This is a genomic window from Enterobacter cloacae complex sp. IR5441 (assembly GCF_049238215.1).
Taxonomy (GTDB): domain Bacteria; phylum Pseudomonadota; class Gammaproteobacteria; order Enterobacterales; family Enterobacteriaceae; genus Enterobacter; species Enterobacter hormaechei_C.
In genome coordinates, this window is record NZ_JBMKIA010000001.1 from 231,782 (window position 1) to 255,194 (window position 23,413).

The following is a 23,413-nucleotide window of genomic DNA, read 5'->3' on the forward strand; positions in this document are numbered from 1 at the left end:
CAAATTGTGAATCTTTCTGGAGTCAGGAATGAAAGTAACACTGCCAGAGTTTGAACGTGCTGGAGTTATGGTTGTCGGTGATGTGATGCTGGATCGCTACTGGTATGGGCCGACCAGCCGTATCTCTCCGGAAGCGCCGGTGCCGGTAGTTAAGGTCGACACCATTGAAGAGCGTCCAGGCGGCGCGGCAAACGTGGCGATGAACATAGCCTCGCTGGGCGCGCATTCGCGTCTGGTGGGCCTGACCGGCATTGACGATGCGGCGCGTGCCCTGAGTCAGTCGCTGGCGGACGTGAACGTGAAGTGCGACTTCGTTTCTGTTCCGACACACCCGACCATCACCAAGCTGCGCGTGCTGTCGCGTAACCAGCAGCTGATCCGCCTCGATTTCGAAGAAGGATTCGAAGGCGTTGATCCTGAGCCTCTGCACGAGCGTATTAGCCAGGCGCTGGGCAATATCGGCGCGCTGGTGCTGTCTGATTATGCCAAAGGCGCGCTGGCGAGCGTGCAGACCATGATCCAGCTGGCGCGTAAAGCCAGCGTACCGGTGCTGATCGATCCGAAAGGCACCGATTTCGAGCGCTATCGCGGCGCAACCCTGCTGACGCCAAACCTCTCTGAGTTCGAAGCGGTGGCGGGCAAGTGCAAAACTGAAGAAGAGCTGGTTGAGCGCGGCATGAAAATCATCGCTGATTTCGAGCTGTCTGCGCTGCTGGTGACCCGTTCCGAACAGGGCATGACGCTGCTGCAACCGGGCAAGGCGCCGCTGCATATGCCAACCCAGGCGCAGGAAGTGTACGACGTGACCGGTGCCGGTGATACGGTGATTGGTGTGCTGGCGGCGACGCTGGCGGCGGGTAACTCCCTGGAAGAAGCGTGCTACTTCGCGAACGCCGCGGCGGGCGTGGTCGTTGGTAAACTCGGGACCTCCACCGTTTCGCCAATCGAGCTGGAAAACGCGGTGCGTGGGCGTGCGGATACCGGCTTTGGCGTCATGACCGAAGACGAGCTGAAAGTGGCCGTTGCTGCCGCGCGCAAACGCGGTGAAAAAGTAGTGATGACTAACGGTGTGTTCGACATCCTGCATGCGGGTCATGTCTCGTATCTGGCGAATGCGCGTAAGCTGGGCGATCGCCTGATTGTGGCGGTCAACAGCGATGCCTCAACCAAACGTCTGAAGGGTGAAACACGTCCGGTGAACCCGCTGGAGCAGCGCATGATAGTGCTCGGCGCGCTGGAAGCGGTGGACTGGGTGGTCTCATTTGAAGAAGACACCCCGCAGCGCCTGATTGCCGGAATTCTGCCTGACCTGCTGGTGAAGGGCGGTGATTACAAACCAGAGCAAATCGCAGGTAGCGAAGAGGTCTGGGCGAATGGCGGTGAAGTGATGGTGCTCAACTTTGAGGACGGGTGTTCAACCACCAACATCATTAAGAAGATCCAGAAAGACAGTCAGTAAAAAACGGGCCAACAGGCCCGTTTTTTTATGTCGGGTGGCGGCTGCGCCTTACCCGACCTACGCGTTCATGTAGCCGCCACCGGGCACAGCAGGCCGCACTTATACCTGGTCATCCACCGGTGGAATAGCTGGCGCTGGCTTCACTTCTTCCGGCGCATTGCGGCTCTCCAGCTCGCTCAGACGTTGCTCCAGCAGCGCCAGCTTCTCGCGGGTGCGCAGCAGCACCTGAGTCTGCACATCAAACTCTTCGCGGCTGACTAAATCAAGGCGAACCAACTGTGCCTGCAACGTCTGGCGGATTTTCTTCTCAACGTCATCACCAAACTCACGAATACCTTTCGGCATGGACTCATGAACCTGACGCGCGATCTGCTCAATTTTCTTTGGGTCAATCATTGTCGTTTCCCTTGATGAAAAGGTGTTAGTGCCTATTGTAGCGCGTCATGCCGTGGGTTAAACAAAATTGTTTGAAGCTTATGCATTGCCCAGGGTAATCAATAGCGTTATAGTTATCTCGCTTATTCTCAGGGCGGGGCGAAATTCCCCACCGGCGGTAAATCAGCTTAACGCTGAAAGCCCGCGAGCGCTTTGGGTGAATTCTCAAAGGTCAGCAGATCCGGTGTAATTCCGGGGCCGACGGTTAGAGTCCGGATGGGAGAGAGTAACGATCCAGTCGGGCATGGCCCGCTCACGTTATTTTTTTGCCGCTAGTACGGCGCTCCTAAGACTGCCCTGATTCTGGTAACCATAAAGTTAATGAGGTTTTTTTACCATGAATCAGACGCTACTTTCCTCTTTTGGCACTTCAACTCAACGTGTTGAACATGCACTGGATGCACTGCGCGAAGGCCGCGGTGTGATGGTGCTTGACGATGAAAACCGTGAAAACGAAGGCGACATGATTTTTGCCGCCGAGAACATGACCGTTGAGCAGATGGCGCTGACCATCCGTCACGGTAGCGGCATCGTATGCCTGTGCATCACCGAAGACCGTCGCAAGCAGCTTGATCTGCCGATGATGGTTGAAAACAACACCAGCGCCTTTGGTACCGGCTTCACCGTGACCATTGAAGCAGCGCATGGCGTAACCACCGGTGTGTCGGCGGCTGACCGCCTGACTACCGTGCGTGCAGCGATTGCTGATGGTGCGAAACCATCCGATCTGCACCGCCCTGGTCACGTATTCCCGCTGCGCGCGCAGCCGGGCGGCGTGCTGACCCGTGGTGGTCATACCGAAGCGACCATCGATCTGGTGACGCTGGCTGGCTTCAAACCCGCAGGCGTGCTGTGCGAACTGACCAACGATGATGGCACCATGGCGCGCGCGCCGGAGTGCATCACCTTTGCGCGTCTGCACAATATGCCAGTGGTGACGATTGAAGATCTGGTTGAGTACCGCCGCGCGCACGAGCGCAAAGCCAGCTGAACATGCTGATGTGAAAAAGCCGGGGAAACCCGGCTTTGTTGTTTCTAGTGGTAGTTAATTTTGAACAGTACCACGGTTTCAAACGGCCCGGACTGAATCGCTTTCCCTTCTTCCCGTGAAAGTTCAGCCGTGTAGTTTTGCTCAACATTCATAGTATCGCCCGTAAAATCGGCGTACTCCTTGTACTGGTTAAAGGTGTAAGGCTCCGTTCCGTTAAGAATACGCAGCTTTAACCCATTCCCTATCAGTACTGCGGTGTCGTCTGCACTGAGCGTTTCGGTTGTGTAAAACGACGAGTCCATCTTAAATCCGTCCGAGCACTGGGCATCCTGCACTTTGGTGGTTCGTATTGAAAACGTGCGCATACGCGTCTGCTGATTCACAATGTCGCGGGCGCTGAAGGCGCCAAAGTCGATCTCCTGATTTTCAGGGAAAATGCTAAACGTCGCCCCGCAATCAAGTACGGTAATGTTTTGCAGCCCGTTGATGTGATACTTGAGGTTCTTCGCGTCGGCCATCTGATTAACGCCGCCCTTACCGTCAAACTGCACAACGATGTAATCGCTGAGCGAGCTGACATAACCATGCGGCGGCATAGCCTTGATTCTCACGAAAAGACGCAACCGGGCGACGAACGTGCGCGTAATGTGGATATCATCCGGATTGCCGGAGCAGATGCGATTCTCCCAACCCATCTGGCGGATTTGATCCGGGGTGTAAATGTTGATGTTATCGTTGTCCAGGCACTGGCGGGTATCCACGCCGTTGGGCTGGCCTGTGGCATCGTAATCTATGCCTTCATAGGTGACGCCCAGTTCATAATAGGGATCGGTTGCGGCAGGATAAGGGTTTACCCACGCAAAGACATCTTCCGGCTGAAAATTGCTCGTGACGTTGTTGTCGCAGGTCACCGGAATTTTAATGTCATCAGACTCCCATATTTTTTGGCCAACCTGAGCGTTGCTGGGTATGGCAAAAGGGGAGATCGTTTTTGTCTCCTCGACGGGGCCGCCCGATCCACCCAGATAGCAGTTGAGCGCCAGCGCGTCTTTCAAAGGCAGCGCTGAAAGCAGTAGGGTAACCAGCAAACTAGCGAGTTTTCGCATCTTTATCGATTTTCCGTTCGGTAAGTTTACATAGCGCCGTTCCGGTGCACTGCACGTCGACTTTTTTTAGGGCGCCGTAATCGTCGATATAGCCGATGCTGTAATAACTACCGTGGTAATCGCCGGTAGAGGCGGTTGCCGTGGCGAAAGGCGCAATCATCAGACTGTCGAAACCCGGCAGCATGGTTTTGGCATTTTTGCTCAGCCACGCCAGCGTGATGTAGTACGGCGTAGGGTTGTGGATCGTGAGTCCTTTCGCGCTGGCGGTAATTTCCATGCGCATTTCAGTCAGTTCGCCAGATTTTTTGCGAATCGCTTGCGGACGCCAGAACAGCTTAATTCGGCTCTGCATGGCAACCTGCATCACGCTGCGCTCCTCGCTGGCGCTGGTGCTTTTTGGCGGTACTTCACGCAGGTTGAAATAAAACAGCGATTCCCTGTCTTTTGGCAGCTGGCGGGTAGCGGCTTGTTTAACAATTCTTATCTGCGACGAGGCGCCCGCTTCGATACGTTGAATGGGGGGAAGCGCCATAAAGTGCGCATCTTCTTTTTGCCCCTTTTCATCTTCAATCCAGGAGAGCGCCAGATAAGGCAGCGCCTTGCTCTGATTGTCCACTTTCAGGCTGCTGGCCTTGTCGCTTTCAGGAAAAACAATGCGCGTGCGGTCCAGGTTAATGGCCGCGTGGGCGGTAAATGCTGTGCTGATTAGCATCAGGCACAGGCTTTTAATCGGCGTTAATTTCATGATGATTTCTTACTGACACGGCAGTATCAACTGCATAGTGTTTTCTAAGTGAGAAGGTAACGAGAAGCGACACTGTTGGTTGTCGCCCCATGTCACGCGAAACTGCTGTTCTGGCTCAACGGCGCCGAGCCAGACGTGGCCGTCATCGGCCACCATCCCGACCTGCAAATCGCTTTCTTCCAGGCGAACAATCGCCCCGAGCGGTGGCGTTCCTGATGGCATCCGCAGAACGCCTGCCACGTCCTTACCTGCGCGCGTGGCAATCTGACGATAACCAATGGCCCCCTCAGTCCAGGTTGAGGTCACGACGCGGCTGTCCACGTCCACGCCATCCGGAAGGTTGTTCATATTGACCTGCACGCTGGAGGGGGAATAGCTGGAGAATGACGGTAAAACGCCGATGCCAAAACGGTTGGTTTCATCGCGCGACATGTTCAGGGGGATATTGCCTACCCCGTCGGTGCTGACCATTACGCGGGGTTCATTACCGTAGCTGCGACGGTGTAGCGCGGCGCCTTTCGCCGTTGAGGTGAAGGAACCGCTCCAGCTCGCGCTAAGGGAGTTATATTCGTCAGCTTTATAGCTGCCGGAGAGATTGAGATCGCCGTACGCAGAATAATGCTGATAATTCCCGCTGACCTGCGCGCCGGAGTCCGGCTTCCCGCTTTCCGCACCTGCGGAAACGCCCCAGGTATTATTGCGATCCGACATGTCATACCACGACACGTTATGGCTCAGCGTGTCGCTGTTACGCAGGTCATAGTTAAGTCGATGATCGGGATCGAGCGGTACGCTGAGCGAGAGATAAAACTGAGTATCGTCACTTTCGTCTTTCTCATCGTAATGCGTTTTACTCCAGGACAGGGTTACGCCAAGGTTCTTCCAGCGGCCCATATCAAAGTTGTAGCCCGCCGTGATGCTGCCGGTCGTGGAGGGTGAATCATTCCACCATGTCTGACGCAGCATATTGACGTACAGGTTCAGGGATAACGCCGAAATGTACTGGCTTGCCGTCACGCTCAGGGTTTGTTTTTCCGACTGGCGGTCACCGTCGTCATAATCAAGGTAGCGGGCGTAGCTCAAAAACTGTGGGTCTGAGTAGCGGTAGCTGGCGAGCGTAAGCTGACTGCCGGTGGTATCGAAACGCTTGCTGTAGTTAATGCGATAGCTGTAACCCGTCTGGCTGCGCTGGTGTGGCAGCTGGCTGGTGGCCTGCGTGACGTCAAAAGAGAGCGCCCCCAGCCAGGCCATATTCTGGCCGATCCCGGCAGCGACGGAACGATAACGGTCGCCATCGGCCAGCGTGCCGCCATACAGAGAGGTGTGCGACAGCATGCCCCAGGAAAATTCGCCGCTCATGAAGGCGTTATCTTCAACATCATGGGAGGCGCCCTGGCGCGCTTTACCCGCCGCGAGCTTATAGCGCACCTGGCCCTTGCGCGTTAAAAACGGCACGGATTCAGCCGAGACCTGGAAGGTGCTGACGCGTCCGTCCTCTTCCGTGACTTTGACGTCCAGCGTGCCCTGAACCGACTGGTTAAGATCCTGAATAACAAAAGGACCAGGCGGCACTTTACTCTGATAAATCACGCGGTCGGCAAGGCTTACGGTCACCGTGGCGTTGGTTTGCGCTATCCCGGTAATCTGCGGGGCATAGCCGCGCAGCGACCATGGCAGCATACGTTCATCGCTGATTAGCGATGCGCCGGTGTAGGTGAAGGCGTCAAAAATGGCGGACTGGAAATCCGTTTCACCCAGCGTCAGTTTCGCACCGATCGAGGGCAGAGGGCGGAACATATATACGCGTGAAAAACGTCCATCATGCTCCGAGCCTGCGTCCGTATGGCTTTGCGTGTACTGGTAATCGCTGCGTAGCCGCCACGCGCCCATGTTCGCACCGGCGGTGCCATAGGTATTGGCGTTGTCATTGCTGCCGCCGCTATTGGGCTGATAATGGCTGGCAAAAAGATTGTAATCCAGCAGCACGCCCGGCACGCCGTTGTCCCAGGTGGATGGCGGCATCCAGTCAACCGCACGGTATTGCAGCCACGCCTGGGGGATCGTTACTTTCAGGGTCTGGCTGCCTTGCTCAAAAGTAAATTTGATGTCGGGTCTGGCGGCGAAATCAACGCATCCCTCCTTTTCCGGCAAAGCCTGACGAACGTCATCCTGCAATGCGAATGTATCGGCCAGCTCGGGGGGAATACAGACCTGAACTGCGTTATTTATTTCTCGCCAGCGAAGCTGCCAGCCATTTGCCAGCGGAATATCATTGACGGCAACCGTAACGAAATAGCTCCCCGGCGTAACCGATATTTGATCTTTAAAAAGTGATAAATCGACGCTGCCGCGCTGATCTTTATCGATGGCGTTTATATTAAATTCAGTGGCAGAGGCAACTTTCGTCATTAACAGGGACGCAATGATGATTATCCATTGTAATTTGTATGTCATCATCCTGTTACTCGAATAAATAAAGAGTGCCGACCGGCTTGGATTGCCAGTCGGCTGATACCGTGACGTAACGGAATTATTTGTACATCAGGACGTAGTTAGCCGTGGCTTCAACCTGGCCTGCCGTCGCAGTTTTACCTGTAGGGACTTCCATAACCGCTTTGAAATGCAGCGTCTGGGTGGTTGAACCCGCCAGCAGATCAAGCTCTTGTTGCTGCCCAAGCGTGATGTTACTTTCCGCGTTATCCAGCAGACGGACGCCCACGTTCTGCGCACCGTTTGCAAAGGTGTTGCTCATCAGGCTGGTATCCGTCGCATCTGTCGCTGCGCTGGTGAAGGTCACATCCACTTTGGTAATTGGCGTGTCGGTTTCGTCTGCCGGATCGTCAAGCTGGCAGTTTTCCAGATTGATATCGACCGGAACCGGCGTGGATTTTTTGTTGGCGTTGATAACGGCCATAGTCACTTCACCCAGGTCGACTTCTTTATCAACGCTGTCTGGAGCGATGCTGCACGGTGCGTCAATAACCACGCCTTTGAATTTGATTTTGCCTGAGCCTTGATCATCAGCAAACGCAGAACCCGATACAATGGCAGCCATAGCTGCCGCTAACAATAATTTCTTACCCATATACATGAAAATATCCTTTTTCAGAGTGATTCGTAATGTGAATATTAATTTCAGAATACTCGGAAAGTATACGGATTGGGGAGGGGTGACGCGATTAACGTGACTTAAATATATTTTTAGATGGGTTTAATTAATATTTTCAGGCTATCTTAAGATGTGTTGTTTTTCGAAATTTTAATAGGTTTAAGTTTTGAGGGTTATTATAGGTGAAATATATAGGATTGTTTTTTTGAATAATATAAAGCCTCCGTATAAAACGGAGGCATAAATTGTTAGCCAATACCTGCCGTTTGCAGCAGTACCAGACTCATCCCCATCACTGACATTCCACACAGTACGCCGTAGCTGGGGTTATTGTTGGGATCGATCTCTTTCGCCAGCGGCATCAGTTCATCGACAGAGAGCGCGACCATAATCCCGGCTACGGCAGCCATAATCGCAGCCATCACGATCGGGGAGACGAGGCTACCGAGGATCAGCCACGCCAGCACGCCGCCGAGAATTTCAGCCATCCCGGAGATACCCGCCCAAAAGACAGCCGTACGTTTTGAACCCGTTGCGGCATAAACGGGTCCGGCAACGGCAAGTCCTTCAGGAATATTGTGCAATGCCACGGCCAGCGCTACACCAAAACCCATTTCCAGGTTGCTGCTGGCCGTGACATAGGTGGCGATACCTTCCGGAAAGTTATGCAGGCTGATACCCAGCGTCAGCAGAATGGCCGTGCGTTTGATATTGCCCGGAATGGGGGTAACGCTTTTTTGCATTAAATCCTGCGGGTGCGCGTGAGGAAGAATACGGTCGAGCGCAAAATAACCCAGCAGGCCAATGATAAACATGCCATAGCCCAGAACAGGCGACATACCTTCGGTGTGAAGCGCGGCGGGCAGCATCTCCATCAGCGAGATAAGCAGCATAATCCCGGCGGCGAAACCCAGCGAGAAGGCCAGAAGGCGATTAGAGGGTTTTTGCCCGAGTACCCCGAGGAACGCACCGATAAAGGTCGCGGCGCCCGCAAGTAAGGTCAAAATCAACGGTACTGACATGCATACTCCTTAAGCGATATCTGACATTCAAATTTCCTGATGATGATCTTCACGGTTATCTGCGTTCATCTTCACCTGAATGCGCGTAATGTAGGCCCATCACATTGACACCTTCTCTAAGGATATCACCATGTCTTCTTCTCGTATGCCAGCACTGTTTTTAGGCCATGGCAGCCCAATGAACGTCCTGGAAGATAACGTCTATACCCGCGCCTGGCGTGGACTGGGTGAGACGTTACCGCGTCCGAAGGCAATTGTGGTGGTCTCTGCGCACTGGTTTACCCGGGGTACCGGCGTGACGGCCATGGAAGCGCCAAAAACGATTCATGATTTTGGCGGCTTTCCGCAGGCGCTGTATGACACGCATTATCCTGCGCCGGGCTCCCCTGAGCTGGCGCAGCGGCTGGTTGATCTGCTCGCCCCTGTTCCGGTTGCGCTGGACAAAGAAGCCTGGGGCTTTGACCACGGCTCATGGGGGGTGTTGATCAAAATGTATCCGGATGCCGATATTCCGATGGTGCAACTGAGTATCGACAGCACCAAACCGGCTGCCTGGCACATGGAGATGGGGCGTAAGCTGGCTTCGCTTCGTGATGAGGGCATCATGCTGATTGCCAGTGGCAACGTGGTACACAATCTGCGTACGGTACGCTGGCACGGTGAAAATACGCCGTACCCCTGGGCAACAGCCTTTAATGACTATGTAAAAGACAACCTGACCTGGCAAGGGCCGGTCGAACGGCACCCTTTGGTGAACTATCTGGATCACGACGGCGGTTCGCTCTCTAACCCGACGCCGGAACACTTCTTGCCATTGCTGTATGTATTAGGCGCATGGGATGGTCAGGAGGTTATTACAATCCCGGTCGACGGCATTGAGATGGGGAGTTTGAGTATGCTGTCGGTGCAGGTGGGGTAAAAACATGTCGGGTGGCGGCTTCGCCTTACCCGACCTACATATTGAGCGTAGGCCCGGTAAGCGTAGCGCCACCGGGCAAGTCTTACTCGACGAAAATATGCGGGTAGAAACGCGACAGATCCTGCGTAATCAGCGCGCGATCTTCGCGAATGCCAATCCCGGCAGGCTGATCGTTAATAAGCCAGCTGCCGATCAGCGTATAGCTGTCGCCAAACTTCGGCAGTTGACAGAACGCCTGGACGATCATCCCTTCTTCACCGTACGGCCCTTCAACCGCTTCCAGCGTTTTACCGTTTTCGATAATCGAGACGTTTGCCCCTTCACGGGAGAAGATTGGCTTAACGACGTATTTCTCCATCGGTGGGAAATCATCTTCGGCAAAATAAGCAGGCAGCAGGTTCGGGTGATTCGGGAACATCTCCCACAGCATCGGCAGCAGGGCTTTATTGGAGATAATGCTCTTCCAGGCCGGTTCCAGCCAGCGCACGCCAGCGTCTTCCAGTTTGGTAGAGAACATTTCCCGCAGCATGTATTCCCACGGATAGAGCTTGAACAGGTTGCTGATCACCTGATCCTGCATGTCCGTAAACTGACCTTTTTCGCCTAAACCGATATCTTCGATATAGAGAAATTCCGTCGCCACTTCCGCTTCGGCTGCGCAGTCCTGCAAATACTGAACCGTACCGCGGTCTTCTTCAGTATCGCGGCAGCAGGCGAGATGCAGCAGGTTGAAACCGTGCTGTTCACGCAGTTCGACGAAACGCTCAATCAGCTTTTCCTGAAGGCTGTTGAACTGATCGCTGCCTTCCGGCAAGTTGCCGGCATTCGCCTGATCTTCCAGCCAGATCCACTGGAAGAACGCGGCTTCGTACAGGGAGGTTGGCGTATCTGCGTTGTTTTCTAAAAGCTTCGGTTCACCCACGCCATCCCATGCCAGATCGAGGCGAGAGTAGAGCGAAGGCTGGTTCGTTTTCCAGGACTGACGAACAAAACTCCAGGTGTGCTTCGGAATGCGGAATTTGGTCATCAGCTCATCGCTGTCGATGACTTTTTCTACTACCTTCAGGCACATCTGGTGCAGTTCTGCGGTTACCTCTTCAAGCTTTTCGACCTGAGCGAGCGTGAGCTTATAGTAAGCATCTTCACACCAGTACGGCTCGCCATACATGGTGTGAAAGTTGAAACCGTATTCGGTGGCTTTTTCGCGCCAGTCCGGGCGCTCAACAATACTGACTCGTTCCATGATCACCCGCCCATTGAGCGAGTTGAGGAGCCGGTCGCACTACGCTGCATGGTGGTTTGTTTGGCAACAGACTCACCAAAGCCGCCACGGGTAATGGTGCTGGTGGTGGCTGGTTTCGGCGCCATTGCGGTTTTCGGTACGGTCATCGTACGGCCTGGCGTTGCAGCACCGTAACCCTTGCCGGTGGCATCGGTGTATTTACCGTAGGCCGGGCTGTTCGGGTTTTTGGAGCTAAACAGCGGCTGCTGCTGGTAGCCCGCACCGCCGCTCATCAAACGGCCCATCATATAACCCGCCATCAGCGGCATCCAGAAGCTGCCGCTGGACTGTGCCTGCGCCTGGTTTTCCGGTGCCATACCCGCCTGAGCAGGTGCCTGCTGGCACTGGCCTTCACCGAATTCGGCTACACAGTCTTCGCGAGAGGCATATTTCGGCGCGGTACGTTCCGCTTCTTTGAGGGCGTTGTTATAGGCCGTCGTACACTCAGCGGCTTTACCGGTTGCGCTCGCGCAGTCGTCGGCGTTTTGATACAGCGAAACCGTTTCGTCGTTTTGCTCACAGCCTGCCAGCATAAAGACGGCGGTGACCGCCAGCGCGACAGGTGTCAGGTGGCGTGCGTTCCAGCTTTTGCGGAACGACGCGTGATTCATCGTTTTTGTCCGTTTCATATTTGTCTTCCAGGACCCAGTGGTAATAACGCTCAGGATAGAGGATGAGTGGTTGAAAATGAAGCGAAGAGGGGCGAAATGCGGGGGATCTTTACGTTGGCTTACGTTCAGGTGTGATTTTGCGCCGGGTGGCGCTGTGCTTACCCGGCCTACGGTTAAGTAGGCCCGATAAGCTCAGCGCCATCGGGCAAGGCTTAATGACGGAACGGATTCGTACCGCTGCTGGCAGGTGCGGTGCTACGCGCTGCCGCTGGCTGCGCAAGCGGGGCGCTGCTGTTAGGGGTGAAATTATCAACGGCGGCATCCTGCTGTGGATTTTCCGGCGCGACGCTGTCAGGCGACGTAGGGACCGGTTTGCCTAGCGTGCTGTTCAGCATTTGCAGATCCTGCTCGTTCAGCGTACCCAGCGCCTGCTTGATGTTCAGCTGGTTAATCAGATACTGATAACGTGCGCTGGAGAGCTGCTGTTTCGCGTTATACAGCGTGGTCGTTGCGTCTAACACGTCCACGATGGTACGCGTACCTACGGAGTAACCCGCTTCGTTCGCATCCAGTGAGCTCTGGGCAGAGACGACGGCCTGTTTATAGGCGTTGATGCTGCTGATAGAGGCATTTACGTTGTTGTAGGAAGAACGCACGGTCTGCACCACGTTGCGGTGTGCGCTTTCCAGCTGCTCGCTGGCGCCCACAAAGTTGTACTGCGCCTGTTTCACCTGAGAGTTAACCATCCCGCCCTGGTACAGCGGCAGAGAGAAGCTGAGACCCACTTTGTTCTGGCCAACGTTGCTGTCGTCATAGGCCTGAGAGGTCGTTTTAGACCCGCTGTAGCTGGTGTCCGATACGCCGGTAGAGGCGCTCAGGCTCAGAGTTGGCAGGTGACCATCCTGTGCAAGACGGATCTGTTCGCGCGCCAGATCCTGGCTCAGGCGTGCCTGCAACAAGGTCAGGTTGCGGTTTTCCGCTTCTTTCAGCAGGGCGTTAACCGCCTGCGGTTTGTCCGTTTTGAAACTGTCCACGTTCAGAGAGGCCAGCTCAGGATAGTAGTTACCGGTGACCTGACGCAGTGCTTCCAGGGCGTTGTCGAGGTTGTTACGTGCGGTCACTTCGTTAGCCAGTACGGTATCGTACTGTGAACGGGCGTTCTGCACGTCAGTAATGGCGACCAGGCCCACGTTAAAACGCTGGGTGGTTTGATCTAACTGACGGTAAACCGCCTGTTTCTGCGCTTCGGTGTAGGAGAGGGCGTCAATCGCGCTCAGAACCTGGAAATAGGCGGTCGCGGTATTCAGGATCAGCGTCTGCTGATCGGTTTGATAGGTGACATCCTGAATGCCGGCGCTCTTTTCCTGCAAGCTCAGTTCACGCCATTTGGACATGTCGAACAGGGTTTGTGTAAGCTGTAAAGAGGCGCTGGTGGCATTCGAATCGATGCCATTGTTATCGCGAAAACCGTTAGTGTAGGTATAATCTGCACCTAAGCCTAACTGCGGCAGCAGTGGACTACGTGCTTCGTTAATCTTTTCAAACGCAGCATCACGATCGGCCGCTGATTTACGTAAATCAGGGTTGCCCAGACGTGCCTGCTGGTAGACCTGTAACAGGTTTTCTGCCTGGCTCATTGCACTGAAGCCCGTCAGGCTCAGGCCGATAAGGATGGGGAGCAATTTCTTCATTTGCATTCCTTGTTGTGAAGCAGTATTAGCGCTGATCTAATTAAAAATAATTGCCGATTCTAACAGAATCATCCACACCAAAAGGTTGGCGTAACGTGCCATCTGGCGGTAATTTGCTCCAATCTACCATATAGCCATACAAACGGCAGCCAAACAGCCTTGAAATTCACAATTTCATCACCATTGCTACCAGGACTCGACCGATGCAAAAACCAGAAAACGTGCCTGTCACCTTCGCCAAAAACGATGTAGAAATTATTGCACGAGAAACGCTTTATAGCGGTTTTTTTTCAATGGAACTTTACCGTTTCAGGCATCGTCTGTTTAACGGTGAGATGAGCGGTGAAATCAAACGCGAAATTTTTGAGCGCGGGCATGCGGCTGTGTTGCTACCCTATGACCCAGTGCGTGATGAAGTGGTGCTGGTCGAACAGGTGCGTATTGCGGCTTATGATACCAGCGATACGCCGTGGTTGCTGGAGATGGTGGCCGGGATGATCGAAGAAGGTGAGTCGGTCGAAGACGTCGCTCGCCGTGAGGCGCTGGAAGAGGCGGGCCTGGCGATCGGCCGGACGAAACCGGTGTTGAGCTACCTGGCAAGCCCGGGTGGGACAACGGAACGTTCATCTATTATGGTGGGCGAAGTGGACGCCAAGACAGCGGAAGGGATCCACGGTCTGGCAGATGAAAACGAAGATATTCGGGTTCATGTGGTGAGTCGGGAGCAGGCTTACCAGTGGGTAGAAGAGGGGAAAATCGACAACGCAGCGTCTGTCATCGCCCTGCAATGGCTACAGCTGCATTATCAGACATTACGACACGAGTGGAAAAAATGAAGCGTTATACACCTGACTTCCCAGAAATGATGCGCCTGTGCGAAACCAATTTCGCCCAGCTGCGCCGCCTGCTGCCGCGAAACGACGCGCCCGGCGAAACGGTGAGCTATCAGGTGAGCAACGCGCAGTATCGGTTAACGATAACAGAATCAACGCGCTACACTACGCTGGTGGAGATTGAGCAAACGGCGCCGAGCATCAGCTACTGGAGCCTGCCGTCGATGACGGTACGTCTTTATCATGACGCGATGGTCGCTGAAGTGTGTTCAAGCCAGCAGATCTTTCGCTTTAAAGCGCGGTATGATTACCCGAATAAAAAGTTGCATCAACGCGACGAAAAGCATCAAATTAACCAGTTTTTAGCCGACTGGCTAAGATATTGTTTAGCACATGGAGCAATGGCGATTCCGGTTTGTTAGCGTCATAAACCTACCTAAGGACACCATTTGGAAAGCCTGTTGAACCTGACTGTTGCTGGTGGGGCGCCAGTCAGGATATTACAAATCACCGACACCCACCTTTTTGCCGAAAAGCATGAGACGCTTCTGGGCGTGAACACCTGGGAGAGTTATCAGGCGGTTCTTGACGCGATCCATGCTGAAAAGCGGCCATGCGATCTGATCGTCGCGACGGGCGATCTGGCGCAGGATCAATCCTCCGCAGCCTATCAGCATTTTGCTGAAGGGATTGCGAGCTTTAGCGTGCCTTGCGTCTGGCTACCGGGCAATCACGATTTTCAACCCGCTATGTACAGTTCGCTTCAGGATGCGGGGATTTCACCGGCAAAATGTGTCTTTGCGGGGGACCAGTGGCAAATTCTGCTCCTCGACAGTCAGGTGTTTGGCGTTCCCCACGGTGAGTTGAGCGACTATCAGCTTGACTGGCTGGAGACAAAACTGGCCGCCGAACCGAATCGCAATACGCTGCTGTTGCTGCATCATCACCCGCTGCCGGCGGGCTGTAGCTGGCTCGATCAGCACAGCTTACGCAACTCTGCGGCGCTGGACGGCGTACTGGCGAAATTTCCGCGCGTGAAAAATTTGCTGTGCGGGCACATTCACCAGGAACAGGATCTCGACTGGAATGGTCGCCGCCTGCTCGCGACGCCCTCTACCTGCGTGCAGTTTAAGCCGCACTGCGCCAACTTTACGCTGGATACCATCGCACCGGGCTGGCGCTGGCTGGAGCTGCATGCCGATGGCTCGCTGACCACCGAAGTTTGCCGTCTGACCGGGGCTCAATTCCGCCCGGATACCGCTTCGGAAGGCTATTGATGTCGACGCTTCTCTATCTGCATGGGTTTAACAGCTCACCACGATCGGCGAAAGCGACGCAGCTTCGCCAGTGGCTGAGCGCGAATCATCCCCACGTGGAGATGATTATTCCGCAGTTGCCCCCTTATCCGGCGGATGCGGCAGAGATGCTGGAATCGATCGTGCTTGAACACGGCGGCGAATCGTTTGGCGTTGTCGGGTCGTCGCTCGGCGGCTACTACGCCACCTGGCTGTCGCAGTGCTTTATGTTACCCGCTGTCGTCGTCAACCCGGCGGTCCGGCCATTTGAGCTGTTAAGGGACTTTCTTGGCGAAAACGAGAACCCCTACACCGGCCAACAATATGTGCTAGAGTCACGCCATATTTACGATCTCAAAGTTATGCAGGTCGACCCGCTTGAAGCGCCCGATCTTATCTGGCTGCTGCAACAGACGGGAGATGAAGTGCTGGATTACCGCCAGGCAGTGGCGTATTACGCATCCTGCCGCCAGACTGTAGAAGAGGGCGGTAACCATGCTTTCACGGGCTTTGAAGATCATTTCACCCAGATTGTCGATTTTCTTGGACTGCACAGCCACTGACAATCAATGCGAATTGCTAGCTTAAATCATGACGCAAACCTATAACGCTGATGCCATTGAGGTACTCACCGGGCTTGAGCCGGTTCGCCGCCGCCCGGGGATGTACACCGATACGACGCGCCCAAACCACCTGGGCCAGGAAGTAATTGATAACAGTGTGGACGAAGCGCTGGCAGGACATGCCAGACGCGTGGACGTTATCCTGCACGCCGATCAGTCGCTGGAAGTTATCGACGACGGCCGCGGCATGCCGGTAGATATCCACCCGGAAGAGGGTGTTCCCGCCGTTGAGCTGATCCTCTGTCGTCTGCACGCGGGCGGTAAGTTCTCCAACAAAAATTACCAGTTCTCAGGCGGCTTGCACGGCGTGGGGATCTCCGTGGTTAACGCCCTGTCAAAGCGCGTGGAAGTGAACGTCCGTCGCGATGGCCAGGTGTATAACATCGCGTTTGAAAACGGCGAAAAAGTGCAGGATTTGCAGGTCGTCGGGACGTGCGGTAAACGCAACACCGGCACCAGCGTCCATTTCTGGCCTGACGAAAGCTTCTTCGACAGCCCACGCTTTTCCGTTTCTCGCCTGACGCACCTGCTGAAAGCCAAAGCGGTGCTGTGCCCGGGCGTGGAAATCACCTTTAAAGATCACGTAAACAACACCGAACAGAGCTGGCGCTACGAAAAGGGTCTGAACGACTACCTGTGCGAAGCGGTTAACGGCCTGCCGACCCTGCCGGAAAAACCGTTCGTCGGGAATTTCGAAGGTGACACCGAAGCGGTGGACTGGGCGCTGCTGTGGCTGCCGGAAGGCGGTGAGCTGCTGACGGAAAGCTACGTCAACCTGATCCCAACGCTGCTCGGCGGGACGCACGTCAACGGCCTGCGTCAGGGGCTGCTGGATGCGATGCGCGAGTTCTGCGAATACCGCAACATTCTGCCGCGCGGCGTGAAGCTTTCCGCAGAAGATATCTGGGACCGCTGCGCCTACGTGCTCTCCGTGAAGATGCAGGATCCGCAGTTTGCCGGTCAGACTAAAGAGCGCCTGTCGTCACGCCAGTGTGCGGCGTTCGTCTCCGGCGTGGTGAAAGATGCGTTTACCCTGTGGCTGAACCAGAACGTTCAGGCCGCAGAAATGCTGGCTGAAATGGCCATCTCCAGCGCCCAGCGTCGCCTGCGCGCGGCGAAGAAAGTGGTGCGTAAAAAGCTGACCAGCGGCCCCGCGCTGCCGGGCAAGCTGGCGGACTGTACCGCCCAGGATCTCAACCGCACCGAGCTGTTCCTGGTGGAAGGGGACTCGGCAGGCGGATCGGCCAAGCAGGCGCGCGATCGTGAATATCAGGCGATCATGCCGCTCAAGGGTAAGATCCTCAACACCTGGGAGGTCTCGTCTGATGAAGTGCTGGCCTCGCAGGAAGTACACGACATCTCCGTGGCGATCGGCATCGATCCGGACAGCGACGATCTGAGCCAGCTGCGCTACGGCAAGATCTGTATCCTCGCGGATGCGGACTCCGATGGTCTGCACATCGCCACGCTGCTCTGTGCGCTGTTCGTGAAGCACTTCCGCACGCTGGTGAAAAACGGTCACGTCCACGTGGCGCTGCCGCCGCTGTACCGTATCGACCTTGGCAAAGAAGTCTACTATGCGCTGACGGAAGAAGAGAAAGCGGGCGTGCTGGAGCAGCTCAAACGCAAGAAGGGCAAACCGAACGTTCAGCGCTTTAAAGGGCTGGGCGAGATGAACCCGATGCAGCTGCGTGAAACCACGCTGGATCCGAACACCCGCCGTCTGGTGCAGCTGACCATCAGCGATGAAGACGAACAGCAAACCAACGCCGTGATGGACATGCTGCTGGCTAAGAAACGTTCTGAAGACCGACGTAACTGGCTACAGGAGAAAGGCGATATGGCGGATATAGAGGCCTGATGTCCCCTCACCCTAACCCTCTCCCACAGGGAGAGGGTTAGGATCGTAGGCCCGGTAAGCGTTAGCGCCACCGGGCTTTTTTACGTCAAAACTCCATCTTCACCGTAAACTGCACTTCACGCGGGTCGCCAATCTGGTTGCCCAGGTTGTTGGTCGCAATCGACGACGTGTAGTAGGTCTTATCGAACAGATTCTTCACGTTCACCTGTAGCGTCACCGGATATTGCAGCTTCATTTTGTACGCCGCAAATGCATCCGCCACGAAATAGCCCGGCAGATAATAATCCGCACCGTTAGTCGCTGAGCGGCGGCTTACGCCGTGCCCGCCGCCGCCAATTGTCAGCGTATTCCCGGCAAACGCATTGTGAATATCGTACGTCAGGAACAGGGAGCCGGTATGGCGCGGTACGTTCGGCAGCGGTTTGCCCGCGTAGTCCGGGTCTTCCAGCACCTTCGCATCGGTATAGCCGTAGCTGGCGATAATGTTGGTGTTCTCGGTCAGCGATCCGGCGAGATCCACTTCGACACCCTGCGAGCGCACGCGGCCCGCGGTTTTGGCGACGGTTTCATCACCGACGCTTTCGGTGTACAGCACGTTGCGCTTGTGGATATCAAACAGCGCGATGTTGGCGGTAATGCCGTCGAACAGGTCGAACTTAGCGCCTATTTCATACGCGTTAGACGTTTCCGGCGGCAGGTCGCCGATGTAGCTCGCAATGGACGACTGCGGCATAAACGTCTGGGAATAGTTGGCAAACAGGGAGACTGCCGGCGTGAGCTTGTATACCAGGCCCAGCTTCGGCGTCCACTGGTCGTCGCGGCTGTCGGTGTTGACGTTAAACGGACGGCCTTTGCCCGCGTACTGGGTGTAATACTGGTAGCGCAGTCCGGCAACGGCGATCCATTTATCGGTCAGGTACAGCGCGTCCTGCGCGTAGGCGGAGTAGCTCTCCTGCTTGATGGTTTGATCGCTGTCGGCTGCCGAGACGGTGGTGCACTTGCCGAGGCTGCCGTAGCTCGGGTTGTAAATATTGAAATCCTTAACGTTCTTACAACGGATCATGTCCGTGCGCAGCAGATCGTAATTCTCATACGACACGCCGGTCAGGATCTCATTGTAAAAGCCCGCGATGTCCACGTTCCCCTGCAAATCTGCCCGCGTTGTGTGCATACGCTGGGTCGAACCCTGGGTCGCATCCACGCGGCGGGTCAGGTTGCCGGTTTTTGAATCGTAGGCCATCACGCGAGCCTGGTTATCGCTGTACTTATCCTGGCTGTAGCTGTAGTCGAACTTCGCGGTCCACTGGCTGTTGAGCCGATACTCCGCGTTAAGCTGAGCGAGGTCGGACTGACCGTCGGTCACGTTAAATGGCTCATCAAAGCGGGTTTTGCGATCGACGTCGACGGCCTTTTTGGTGTTGAGATCGAAGATCGTTCCGCGATCGAACGGCGTTTTATAGTCGCGATGCGAATAGAGCACGGTCACGGTGGCATCATCGCCGAACCAGGTCAAAGACGGGGCGATAAAGGTGCTGCGTTCGGTGCCGAAATTACGCCAGTAATCCTCGTCCTGATACTCCCCCGTCAGGCGATAGGCCAGACGCGTACCTTCAATTGGACCGGTGACGTCAAACTGTCCGCTACCGCCGCCAAAGCTGGTTGATGTGGCAGAAATCGAGCCGCCGAAGGTTTTCTCCGGGCGTTTGGTCACCACGTTAATCAGGCCGCCGGGGTCGAGAATACCGTAAAGGGTCGAGGCCGGGCCTTTTAGCACCTCCACGCGCTCGGTTGCGGCATTGAAGCTGCGCGGCAGCACGGTGCGCAGGCCGTTGGTCATGATCGAGCCATCGCGGTTTGCGCCGAAGCCACGGCGCACGAAGGCATCCTGCGTGCCGCCCAGGGTGTTGGTCTGCACCACGTTGCTGACGTTATACAGCGCCTCGTCTAGCGTGGTCGCGTTTTGGTCTTCCAGCACTTTATCGCTGACGGTATTGACCACCTGCGGGATGTCCAGCATCGGCATGTTGGTCAGCGTGGCGGTGGAGGTGTTCAGGGGCTGATAGCCGCTGGTGGCGTCGGTGGAAGCGTAAGGATCGGCAGTGACGGTAAGCGTCTCACCGTCTTTTGCTGCTGCGTGCACCAGAGGCGCCATGAACAGGAGTGAAAAGAGCGCGCGCCCTTTTACCCCGGCGAATGAAGGTGTGAACTTAGCCATTACATCTGTTTTCCCAAAATATCCTGCGATGAAATGCTCGCGGAAGAATGTGTGAGTCATTGCCCTTACGCTCTGTCCGTTAGCCTCTACGGCATCGGACTTGTAATTGAGAATCATTCAAGCATGAGGGCATGTAGTAGTAAATGGAATAAATAAAAATTTCGCTACAGAGGTTTCTCTCTGGCTAAAACGCTTCGGTTTCTTGTTTAAGGTATTGAAAATAATTAATAAAAATGAATTTTAATTTGTGCGGTGACGCTCAATTATCCCTGGGTTTTACAGGGTGTATCTTCGCTTGACTACTACATGGAGCGGCGGCAAACTCACAAAAGAGAATGAGTTTTATTTTTATTTGTTGGTTTTTTTTCTTACGTTGGCGTTCACGTGGCTCACTACATCAAAAAGCCGGGACTGGTTCTTGAGAACCTCTCCGCGGGTTACCAGAAAAAAATCATCGTTGATGATATCTCCCTTGCGATCCCCCAGCAGAAAATGACTGTTCTGGTGGGCGCAAACGGCTGCGGAAAATCGACGCTGTTAAGTACCCTCGCAAGGCTGCTTCAGCCGCTCGGCGGCAGCGCGGTGCTGGACGGCAAAGCCATCCACTCGCAACCAACCAAAGCGGTCGCCCGCCAGCTCGGGATCCTGCCGCAGTCTCCGCTGCTTCCAGAAGGGTTAACCGTATTTGAGCTGGTCTCGCGCGGACGTTTCCCCTGGCAGAACGTGATGCGCCAGTGGAGCGAGGAAGACGAGCGGGCCGTGGAAGAGGCGTTACGCCTGACCGGAACGGCAGAGTTTGCCCATCATCTGGTTGAAAGCCTGTCCGGCGGCCAGCGCCAGCGCTGCTGGATCGCTATGGTGCTGGCGCAGCAAACGCCCTATATCCTGCTGGATGAACCCACGACGTACCTCGATCTTCGCTACCAGGTGGAGATCCTCGAACTGCTGCACACGCTGACGCGCCGGCACGGGCGCACCGTGGTGGTGGTTCTGCACGATCTCAACTTCGCCGTGAATTACGGTGATTCGCTGGTCTTTTTACGTCAGGGAAAGGTTGAGGGGGTACTGCATGAGGGCGACGCCTGCACGCCGGAGCTAATCAAAGCGGTGTTTGACGTCGACGTGCATATGTCGGTTAACCCGCTGACCGGCAAGCCGTTCTTTATGCCGTTCCGTCAGGCTGACGACAAACCATGATGCGCACATCTGTGGCCTTTATTCTCTTTACGCTGCTGCTTCTGGCAGGCGCGATTGCGCACCTGAGCATCGGGGCGCGCGTTATCGCCCCCCGGACGGTAGTAGACGCATTTTTCCACTTCGACCCGCGCAATTTTGAGCATAGCGTGATCGTCAGGCTGCGCTTGATGCGGCTATGCGCCGCCCTGGTGACGGGCGCGGCGCTCGGCGTCGCGGGCGTGCTGCTGCAATCAGTGATCCGCAACCCGCTCGGCGAGCCGCATATCCTGGGGCTGAATGCAGGGGCGGCGCTGGCGGTGGTGCTGACGAGTGCCCTCGGGCTGTCGCTGCCGTTTGGCCGCCCTCTGATAGCCGCAGCTGGCGCCGCCGCGCTCTTTTTGCTGGTGCTAACGTTCTCCTCATCCGGGCGTACCGGTCTCACGCCGATGAAGGTCACGCTGTGCGGCGTGGCGATGTCGGCATTTGCCTCATCGATAACCGCCACGGTGTTGATTCTGGATGAACAGACGCTGCTGGCCATGCGGACCTGGCTTGCGGGGGATGTGGCGGGAGTCATCGGCGAGACGATCGCTAGCGCCGCGGGGGCCGCTGCCGTGGGTTTTGCGCTGGCGCTCTGGCTGTCGCCGTCGCTGAACATGCTGGCGCTGGGCGAGAGAATGGCGCAGGGGCTTGGCGTGTCGCTGCTGAAAACGCGCCTGCTCGCGCTGCTGGCCATCGCCCTGCTGTGCGGCGCGGCGGTTTCAGTTGCCGGACCGATCGGGTTTATCGGACTCGTGGTGCCGCAGCTGATTCGCCGTCTGGTATCGGTGGACCTGCGCGTGATGGTGCCGCTTTCAGCCCTCTGCGGGGCGCTGGTTCTGCTGATGGCGGATATCGCCGCCCGTACGCTGTTTACGCCGTATGAGCTGGCAACCGGCGTGATGACTGCGCTGGTCGGCGCGCCGGTCTTTATCCTTATGGCGTCAAGGATGTTCAAATGAACCGGGCTGGATTGAGGGCAGTACGATTTTTCTCCTTCTCGGCGCTGGTTCGCCCGAGAGCGCTGCTGTATCTGGCCGTATTATCGCTTGCCGCTCTCCTGCTGCTAAGTTTTGGCCTGACGCACGGTTCGCTGCCCATTCCTGCTTCCGCCATCGGACGTGCGCTGTTTTATCCTGAACGTCTGACGGCGGATGCGCATTACATTGTGATGGATATCCGCCTGCCGCGCCTGCTGATGGCGGTGCTGTGCGGCGCGATGCTCGGCATGGCGGGGGCGGCCATGCAGTCCATTACCCGCAACGGCCTTGCTGACCCCGGTCTTATCGGCGTGAAAGAGGGCTGTAGCGCGGCGGTGCTGCTGCTGATTTTTCAGTTTCCGGGATTGGGGCCGTACTGGCGTCCACTTATCGGCATGGCCGGTGGGCTGCTGACCGCGCTGCTGGTAGTGGCGCTGGCGCGTGATATCTCGCGCCCGCGATTCATCCTGATCGGCATCGGCGTGTCATGGGCGTTTGCCGCCGCGATGGGGGTCTTTATGACGACCGCCGACGTGCGCGACGTCCAGACGGCGATGCTGTGGCTGGCGGGGAGCCTGCATGCGGCAAGCTGGACGCTGGTCAGCATCGCTGCTGCCTGGACAGTGCCAGCGTTTGCGCTGCTGCTCTTTACCGCACGCGCCGCAGACGTAGCCTTGCTCGGCAACCACACTGCGACGGGGCTGGGCGTGAGGACTTCACGCCTCGCTCTGCTGCGCGTGTTTGCCCCCGTGGTGCTCACCGCGGCCTGCGTCTCCTGCGTGGGGAGTATCGGCTTTGTCGGGCTGATTGCCCCGCACATGGCGCGCCTGCTGCTGCGCGGAGGGCAAACGGCACTGCTGACGGGAAGTGCCGTACTGGGCGCGCTGCTGGTGCTGCTGGCGGATAACGTCGGGCGGCTGGCATTTCTCCCGTTGCAGCTGCCGGCGGGAATTGTCATTTCACTGATTGGCGGACCGTTTTTCCTGCTGCTGCTCTGGCAGCGTCGGGATCGATTTTAGGG

Annotated in this window: 21 protein-coding genes and 1 riboswitch; of the genes, 11 read left to right on the forward strand and 10 right to left on the reverse strand. The window is 56.0% G+C overall.

The window, feature by feature from the left end; translation table 11 throughout:
* Positions 1–28: 28 nt before the first annotated feature.
* On the forward strand, positions 29–1,459 hold the full coding sequence (gene hldE / locus ACOTX5_RS01115; RefSeq protein WP_015571898.1) for a bifunctional D-glycero-beta-D-manno-heptose-7-phosphate kinase/D-glycero-beta-D-manno-heptose 1-phosphate adenylyltransferase HldE: 1,431 nt from the start codon (positions 29–31) through the stop codon (positions 1,457–1,459).
* Positions 1,460–1,558: 99 nt separating this feature from the next.
* On the opposite strand, the gene ubiK is transcribed toward hldE, so the two are convergent.
* Positions 1,559–1,855, reverse strand: coding sequence for a ubiquinone biosynthesis accessory factor UbiK (ubiK, locus tag ACOTX5_RS01120; protein WP_045911498.1), 297 nt, complete (start codon positions 1,853–1,855; stop codon positions 1,559–1,561).
* Between the two features lie 120 nt (positions 1,856–1,975).
* Positions 1,976–2,126: riboswitch (FMN riboswitch) on the forward strand.
* A gap of 105 nt (positions 2,127–2,231) precedes the next feature.
* On the opposite strand from ubiK, the gene ribB reads away from it, so the two are divergent.
* A complete protein-coding gene (ribB, locus tag ACOTX5_RS01125; protein WP_015571897.1) occupies positions 2,232–2,885 on the forward strand; it encodes a 3,4-dihydroxy-2-butanone-4-phosphate synthase in 654 nt (217 codons plus the stop codon).
* A gap of 44 nt (positions 2,886–2,929) precedes the next feature.
* On the opposite strand, the gene ACOTX5_RS01130 is transcribed toward ribB, so the two are convergent.
* The 5 genes from ACOTX5_RS01130 to zupT form a co-directional block, all read right to left on the reverse strand.
* A complete protein-coding gene (locus ACOTX5_RS01130) occupies positions 2,930–3,991 on the reverse strand; it encodes a fimbrial protein (RefSeq protein WP_045911497.1) in 1,062 nt (353 codons plus the stop codon).
* Positions 3,975–4,736, reverse strand: coding sequence for a fimbrial biogenesis chaperone (locus tag ACOTX5_RS01135; RefSeq protein WP_045911496.1), 762 nt, complete (start codon positions 4,734–4,736; stop codon positions 3,975–3,977). Before ACOTX5_RS01135 ends, ACOTX5_RS01130 begins: the two co-directional genes overlap by 17 nt.
* A 9-nt stretch (positions 4,737–4,745) precedes the next feature.
* Positions 4,746–7,190, reverse strand: a complete 2,445-nt coding sequence (locus ACOTX5_RS01140; RefSeq protein WP_045911495.1) for a fimbria/pilus outer membrane usher protein — start codon at positions 7,188–7,190, stop codon at positions 4,746–4,748.
* A 76-nt stretch (positions 7,191–7,266) separates the two neighbouring features.
* Complete coding sequence (locus tag ACOTX5_RS01145) at positions 7,267–7,827, reverse strand: fimbrial protein (protein ID WP_045911494.1); 561 nt, start codon at positions 7,825–7,827, stop codon at positions 7,267–7,269.
* Between the two features lie 266 nt (positions 7,828–8,093).
* Positions 8,094–8,867, reverse strand: a complete 774-nt coding sequence (gene zupT, locus ACOTX5_RS01150; protein ID WP_015571892.1) for a zinc transporter ZupT — start codon at positions 8,865–8,867, stop codon at positions 8,094–8,096.
* Positions 8,868–8,997: 130 nt separating this feature from the next.
* Between zupT and ygiD the strand changes: the two genes are divergently transcribed.
* Complete coding sequence (ygiD, locus tag ACOTX5_RS01155) at positions 8,998–9,786, forward strand: 4,5-DOPA dioxygenase extradiol (RefSeq protein WP_045911493.1); 789 nt, start codon at positions 8,998–9,000, stop codon at positions 9,784–9,786.
* Positions 9,787–9,868: 82 nt separating this feature from the next.
* Here the strand turns inward: ygiD and ACOTX5_RS01160 are convergent, their stop codons facing one another.
* From ACOTX5_RS01160 to tolC, 3 genes are all read right to left on the reverse strand, one after another.
* The gene (locus ACOTX5_RS01160; protein WP_045911492.1) at positions 9,869–11,029 is read right to left on the reverse strand and encodes a glutathionylspermidine synthase family protein; all 1,161 of its coding nucleotides are present in this window, start codon (positions 11,027–11,029) and stop codon (positions 9,869–9,871) included.
* 2 nt (positions 11,030–11,031) lie between these two features.
* Positions 11,032–11,697 (reverse strand): DUF1190 family protein, encoded by a 666-nt coding sequence (locus ACOTX5_RS01165; protein ID WP_003862522.1) that lies wholly within the window; start codon positions 11,695–11,697, stop codon positions 11,032–11,034.
* A gap of 194 nt (positions 11,698–11,891) precedes the next feature.
* Positions 11,892–13,370 (reverse strand): outer membrane channel protein TolC, encoded by a 1,479-nt coding sequence (gene tolC, locus ACOTX5_RS01170; protein WP_017384041.1) that lies wholly within the window; start codon positions 13,368–13,370, stop codon positions 11,892–11,894.
* 203 nt (positions 13,371–13,573) lie between these two features.
* Here tolC and nudF point away from each other — a divergent pair, with 203 nt between their 5' ends.
* Genes nudF through parE form a run of 5 tightly spaced genes read left to right on the forward strand, consistent with a single transcriptional unit; the run spans position 13,574 to position 17,982 of the window.
* Positions 13,574–14,206, forward strand: coding sequence for an ADP-ribose diphosphatase (gene nudF, locus ACOTX5_RS01175; RefSeq protein WP_017384042.1), 633 nt, complete (start codon positions 13,574–13,576; stop codon positions 14,204–14,206).
* Positions 14,203–14,625, forward strand: a complete 423-nt coding sequence (locus tag ACOTX5_RS01180) for a DUF1249 family protein (protein ID WP_003862516.1) — start codon at positions 14,203–14,205, stop codon at positions 14,623–14,625. Before nudF ends, ACOTX5_RS01180 begins: the two co-directional genes overlap by 4 nt.
* A 27-nt stretch (positions 14,626–14,652) precedes the next feature.
* The gene (gene cpdA, locus ACOTX5_RS01185; protein WP_017384043.1) at positions 14,653–15,480 is read left to right on the forward strand and encodes a 3',5'-cyclic-AMP phosphodiesterase; all 828 of its coding nucleotides are present in this window, start codon (positions 14,653–14,655) and stop codon (positions 15,478–15,480) included.
* A complete protein-coding gene (gene yqiA, locus ACOTX5_RS01190) occupies positions 15,480–16,061 on the forward strand; it encodes an esterase YqiA (protein WP_015571888.1) in 582 nt (193 codons plus the stop codon). The genes cpdA and yqiA overlap by 1 nt, the downstream gene beginning before the upstream one ends.
* A gap of 28 nt (positions 16,062–16,089) precedes the next feature.
* On the forward strand, positions 16,090–17,982 hold the full coding sequence (gene parE / locus ACOTX5_RS01195) for a DNA topoisomerase IV subunit B (RefSeq protein WP_017384044.1): 1,893 nt from the start codon (positions 16,090–16,092) through the stop codon (positions 17,980–17,982).
* A gap of 85 nt (positions 17,983–18,067) precedes the next feature.
* Here the strand turns inward: parE and ACOTX5_RS01200 are convergent, their stop codons facing one another.
* Entirely contained in the window at positions 18,068–20,197 is a 2,130-nt protein-coding gene (locus ACOTX5_RS01200; protein ID WP_015571887.1) for a TonB-dependent siderophore receptor, read from the reverse strand.
* A 384-nt stretch (positions 20,198–20,581) separates the two neighbouring features.
* Between ACOTX5_RS01200 and ACOTX5_RS01205 the strand changes: the two genes are divergently transcribed.
* From ACOTX5_RS01205 to ACOTX5_RS01215, 3 genes are read left to right on the forward strand one after another with little or no spacing between them, the layout of a single operon-like run.
* Complete coding sequence (locus tag ACOTX5_RS01205) at positions 20,582–21,394, forward strand: ABC transporter ATP-binding protein (protein ID WP_017384046.1); 813 nt, start codon at positions 20,582–20,584, stop codon at positions 21,392–21,394.
* Positions 21,391–22,374 carry a FecCD family ABC transporter permease gene (locus ACOTX5_RS01210; RefSeq protein WP_032649559.1) on the forward strand — a complete coding sequence of 328 codons (984 nt, stop codon included), beginning with the start codon at positions 21,391–21,393 and terminating at the stop codon, positions 22,372–22,374. Before ACOTX5_RS01205 ends, ACOTX5_RS01210 begins: the two co-directional genes overlap by 4 nt.
* The gene (locus ACOTX5_RS01215; protein WP_017692658.1) at positions 22,371–23,411 is read left to right on the forward strand and encodes a FecCD family ABC transporter permease; all 1,041 of its coding nucleotides are present in this window, start codon (positions 22,371–22,373) and stop codon (positions 23,409–23,411) included. The genes ACOTX5_RS01210 and ACOTX5_RS01215 overlap by 4 nt, the downstream gene beginning before the upstream one ends.
* Positions 23,412–23,413 lie beyond the last annotated feature (2 nt).

Coding starts and splice junctions, on each gene's coding strand:
- hldE (WP_015571898.1), top strand. CDS start 29: ATGAAAGTAACACTGCCAGAGTTTGAACGTGCTGGAGTTATGGTTGTC.
- ubiK (WP_045911498.1), bottom strand. CDS start 1,855: ATGATTGACCCAAAGAAAATTGAGCAGATCGCGCGTCAGGTTCATGAG.
- ribB (WP_015571897.1), top strand. CDS start 2,232: ATGAATCAGACGCTACTTTCCTCTTTTGGCACTTCAACTCAACGTGTT.
- ACOTX5_RS01130 (WP_045911497.1), bottom strand. CDS start 3,991: ATGCGAAAACTCGCTAGTTTGCTGGTTACCCTACTGCTTTCAGCGCTG.
- ACOTX5_RS01135 (WP_045911496.1), bottom strand. CDS start 4,736: ATGAAATTAACGCCGATTAAAAGCCTGTGCCTGATGCTAATCAGCACA.
- ACOTX5_RS01140 (WP_045911495.1), bottom strand. CDS start 7,190: ATGACATACAAATTACAATGGATAATCATCATTGCGTCCCTGTTAATG.
- ACOTX5_RS01145 (WP_045911494.1), bottom strand. CDS start 7,827: ATGTATATGGGTAAGAAATTATTGTTAGCGGCAGCTATGGCTGCCATT.
- zupT (WP_015571892.1), bottom strand. CDS start 8,867: ATGTCAGTACCGTTGATTTTGACCTTACTTGCGGGCGCCGCGACCTTT.
- ygiD (WP_045911493.1), top strand. CDS start 8,998: ATGTCTTCTTCTCGTATGCCAGCACTGTTTTTAGGCCATGGCAGCCCA.
- ACOTX5_RS01160 (WP_045911492.1), bottom strand. CDS start 11,029: ATGGAACGAGTCAGTATTGTTGAGCGCCCGGACTGGCGCGAAAAAGCC.
- ACOTX5_RS01165 (WP_003862522.1), bottom strand. CDS start 11,697: ATGAAACGGACAAAAACGATGAATCACGCGTCGTTCCGCAAAAGCTGG.
- tolC (WP_017384041.1), bottom strand. CDS start 13,370: ATGAAGAAATTGCTCCCCATCCTTATCGGCCTGAGCCTGACGGGCTTC.
- nudF (WP_017384042.1), top strand. CDS start 13,574: ATGCAAAAACCAGAAAACGTGCCTGTCACCTTCGCCAAAAACGATGTA.
- ACOTX5_RS01180 (WP_003862516.1), top strand. CDS start 14,203: ATGAAGCGTTATACACCTGACTTCCCAGAAATGATGCGCCTGTGCGAA.
- yqiA (WP_015571888.1), top strand. CDS start 15,480: ATGTCGACGCTTCTCTATCTGCATGGGTTTAACAGCTCACCACGATCG.
- parE (WP_017384044.1), top strand. CDS start 16,090: ATGACGCAAACCTATAACGCTGATGCCATTGAGGTACTCACCGGGCTT.
- ACOTX5_RS01200 (WP_015571887.1), bottom strand. CDS start 20,197: ATGGCTAAGTTCACACCTTCATTCGCCGGGGTAAAAGGGCGCGCGCTC.
- ACOTX5_RS01210 (WP_032649559.1), top strand. CDS start 21,391: ATGATGCGCACATCTGTGGCCTTTATTCTCTTTACGCTGCTGCTTCTG.
- ACOTX5_RS01215 (WP_017692658.1), top strand. CDS start 22,371: ATGAACCGGGCTGGATTGAGGGCAGTACGATTTTTCTCCTTCTCGGCG.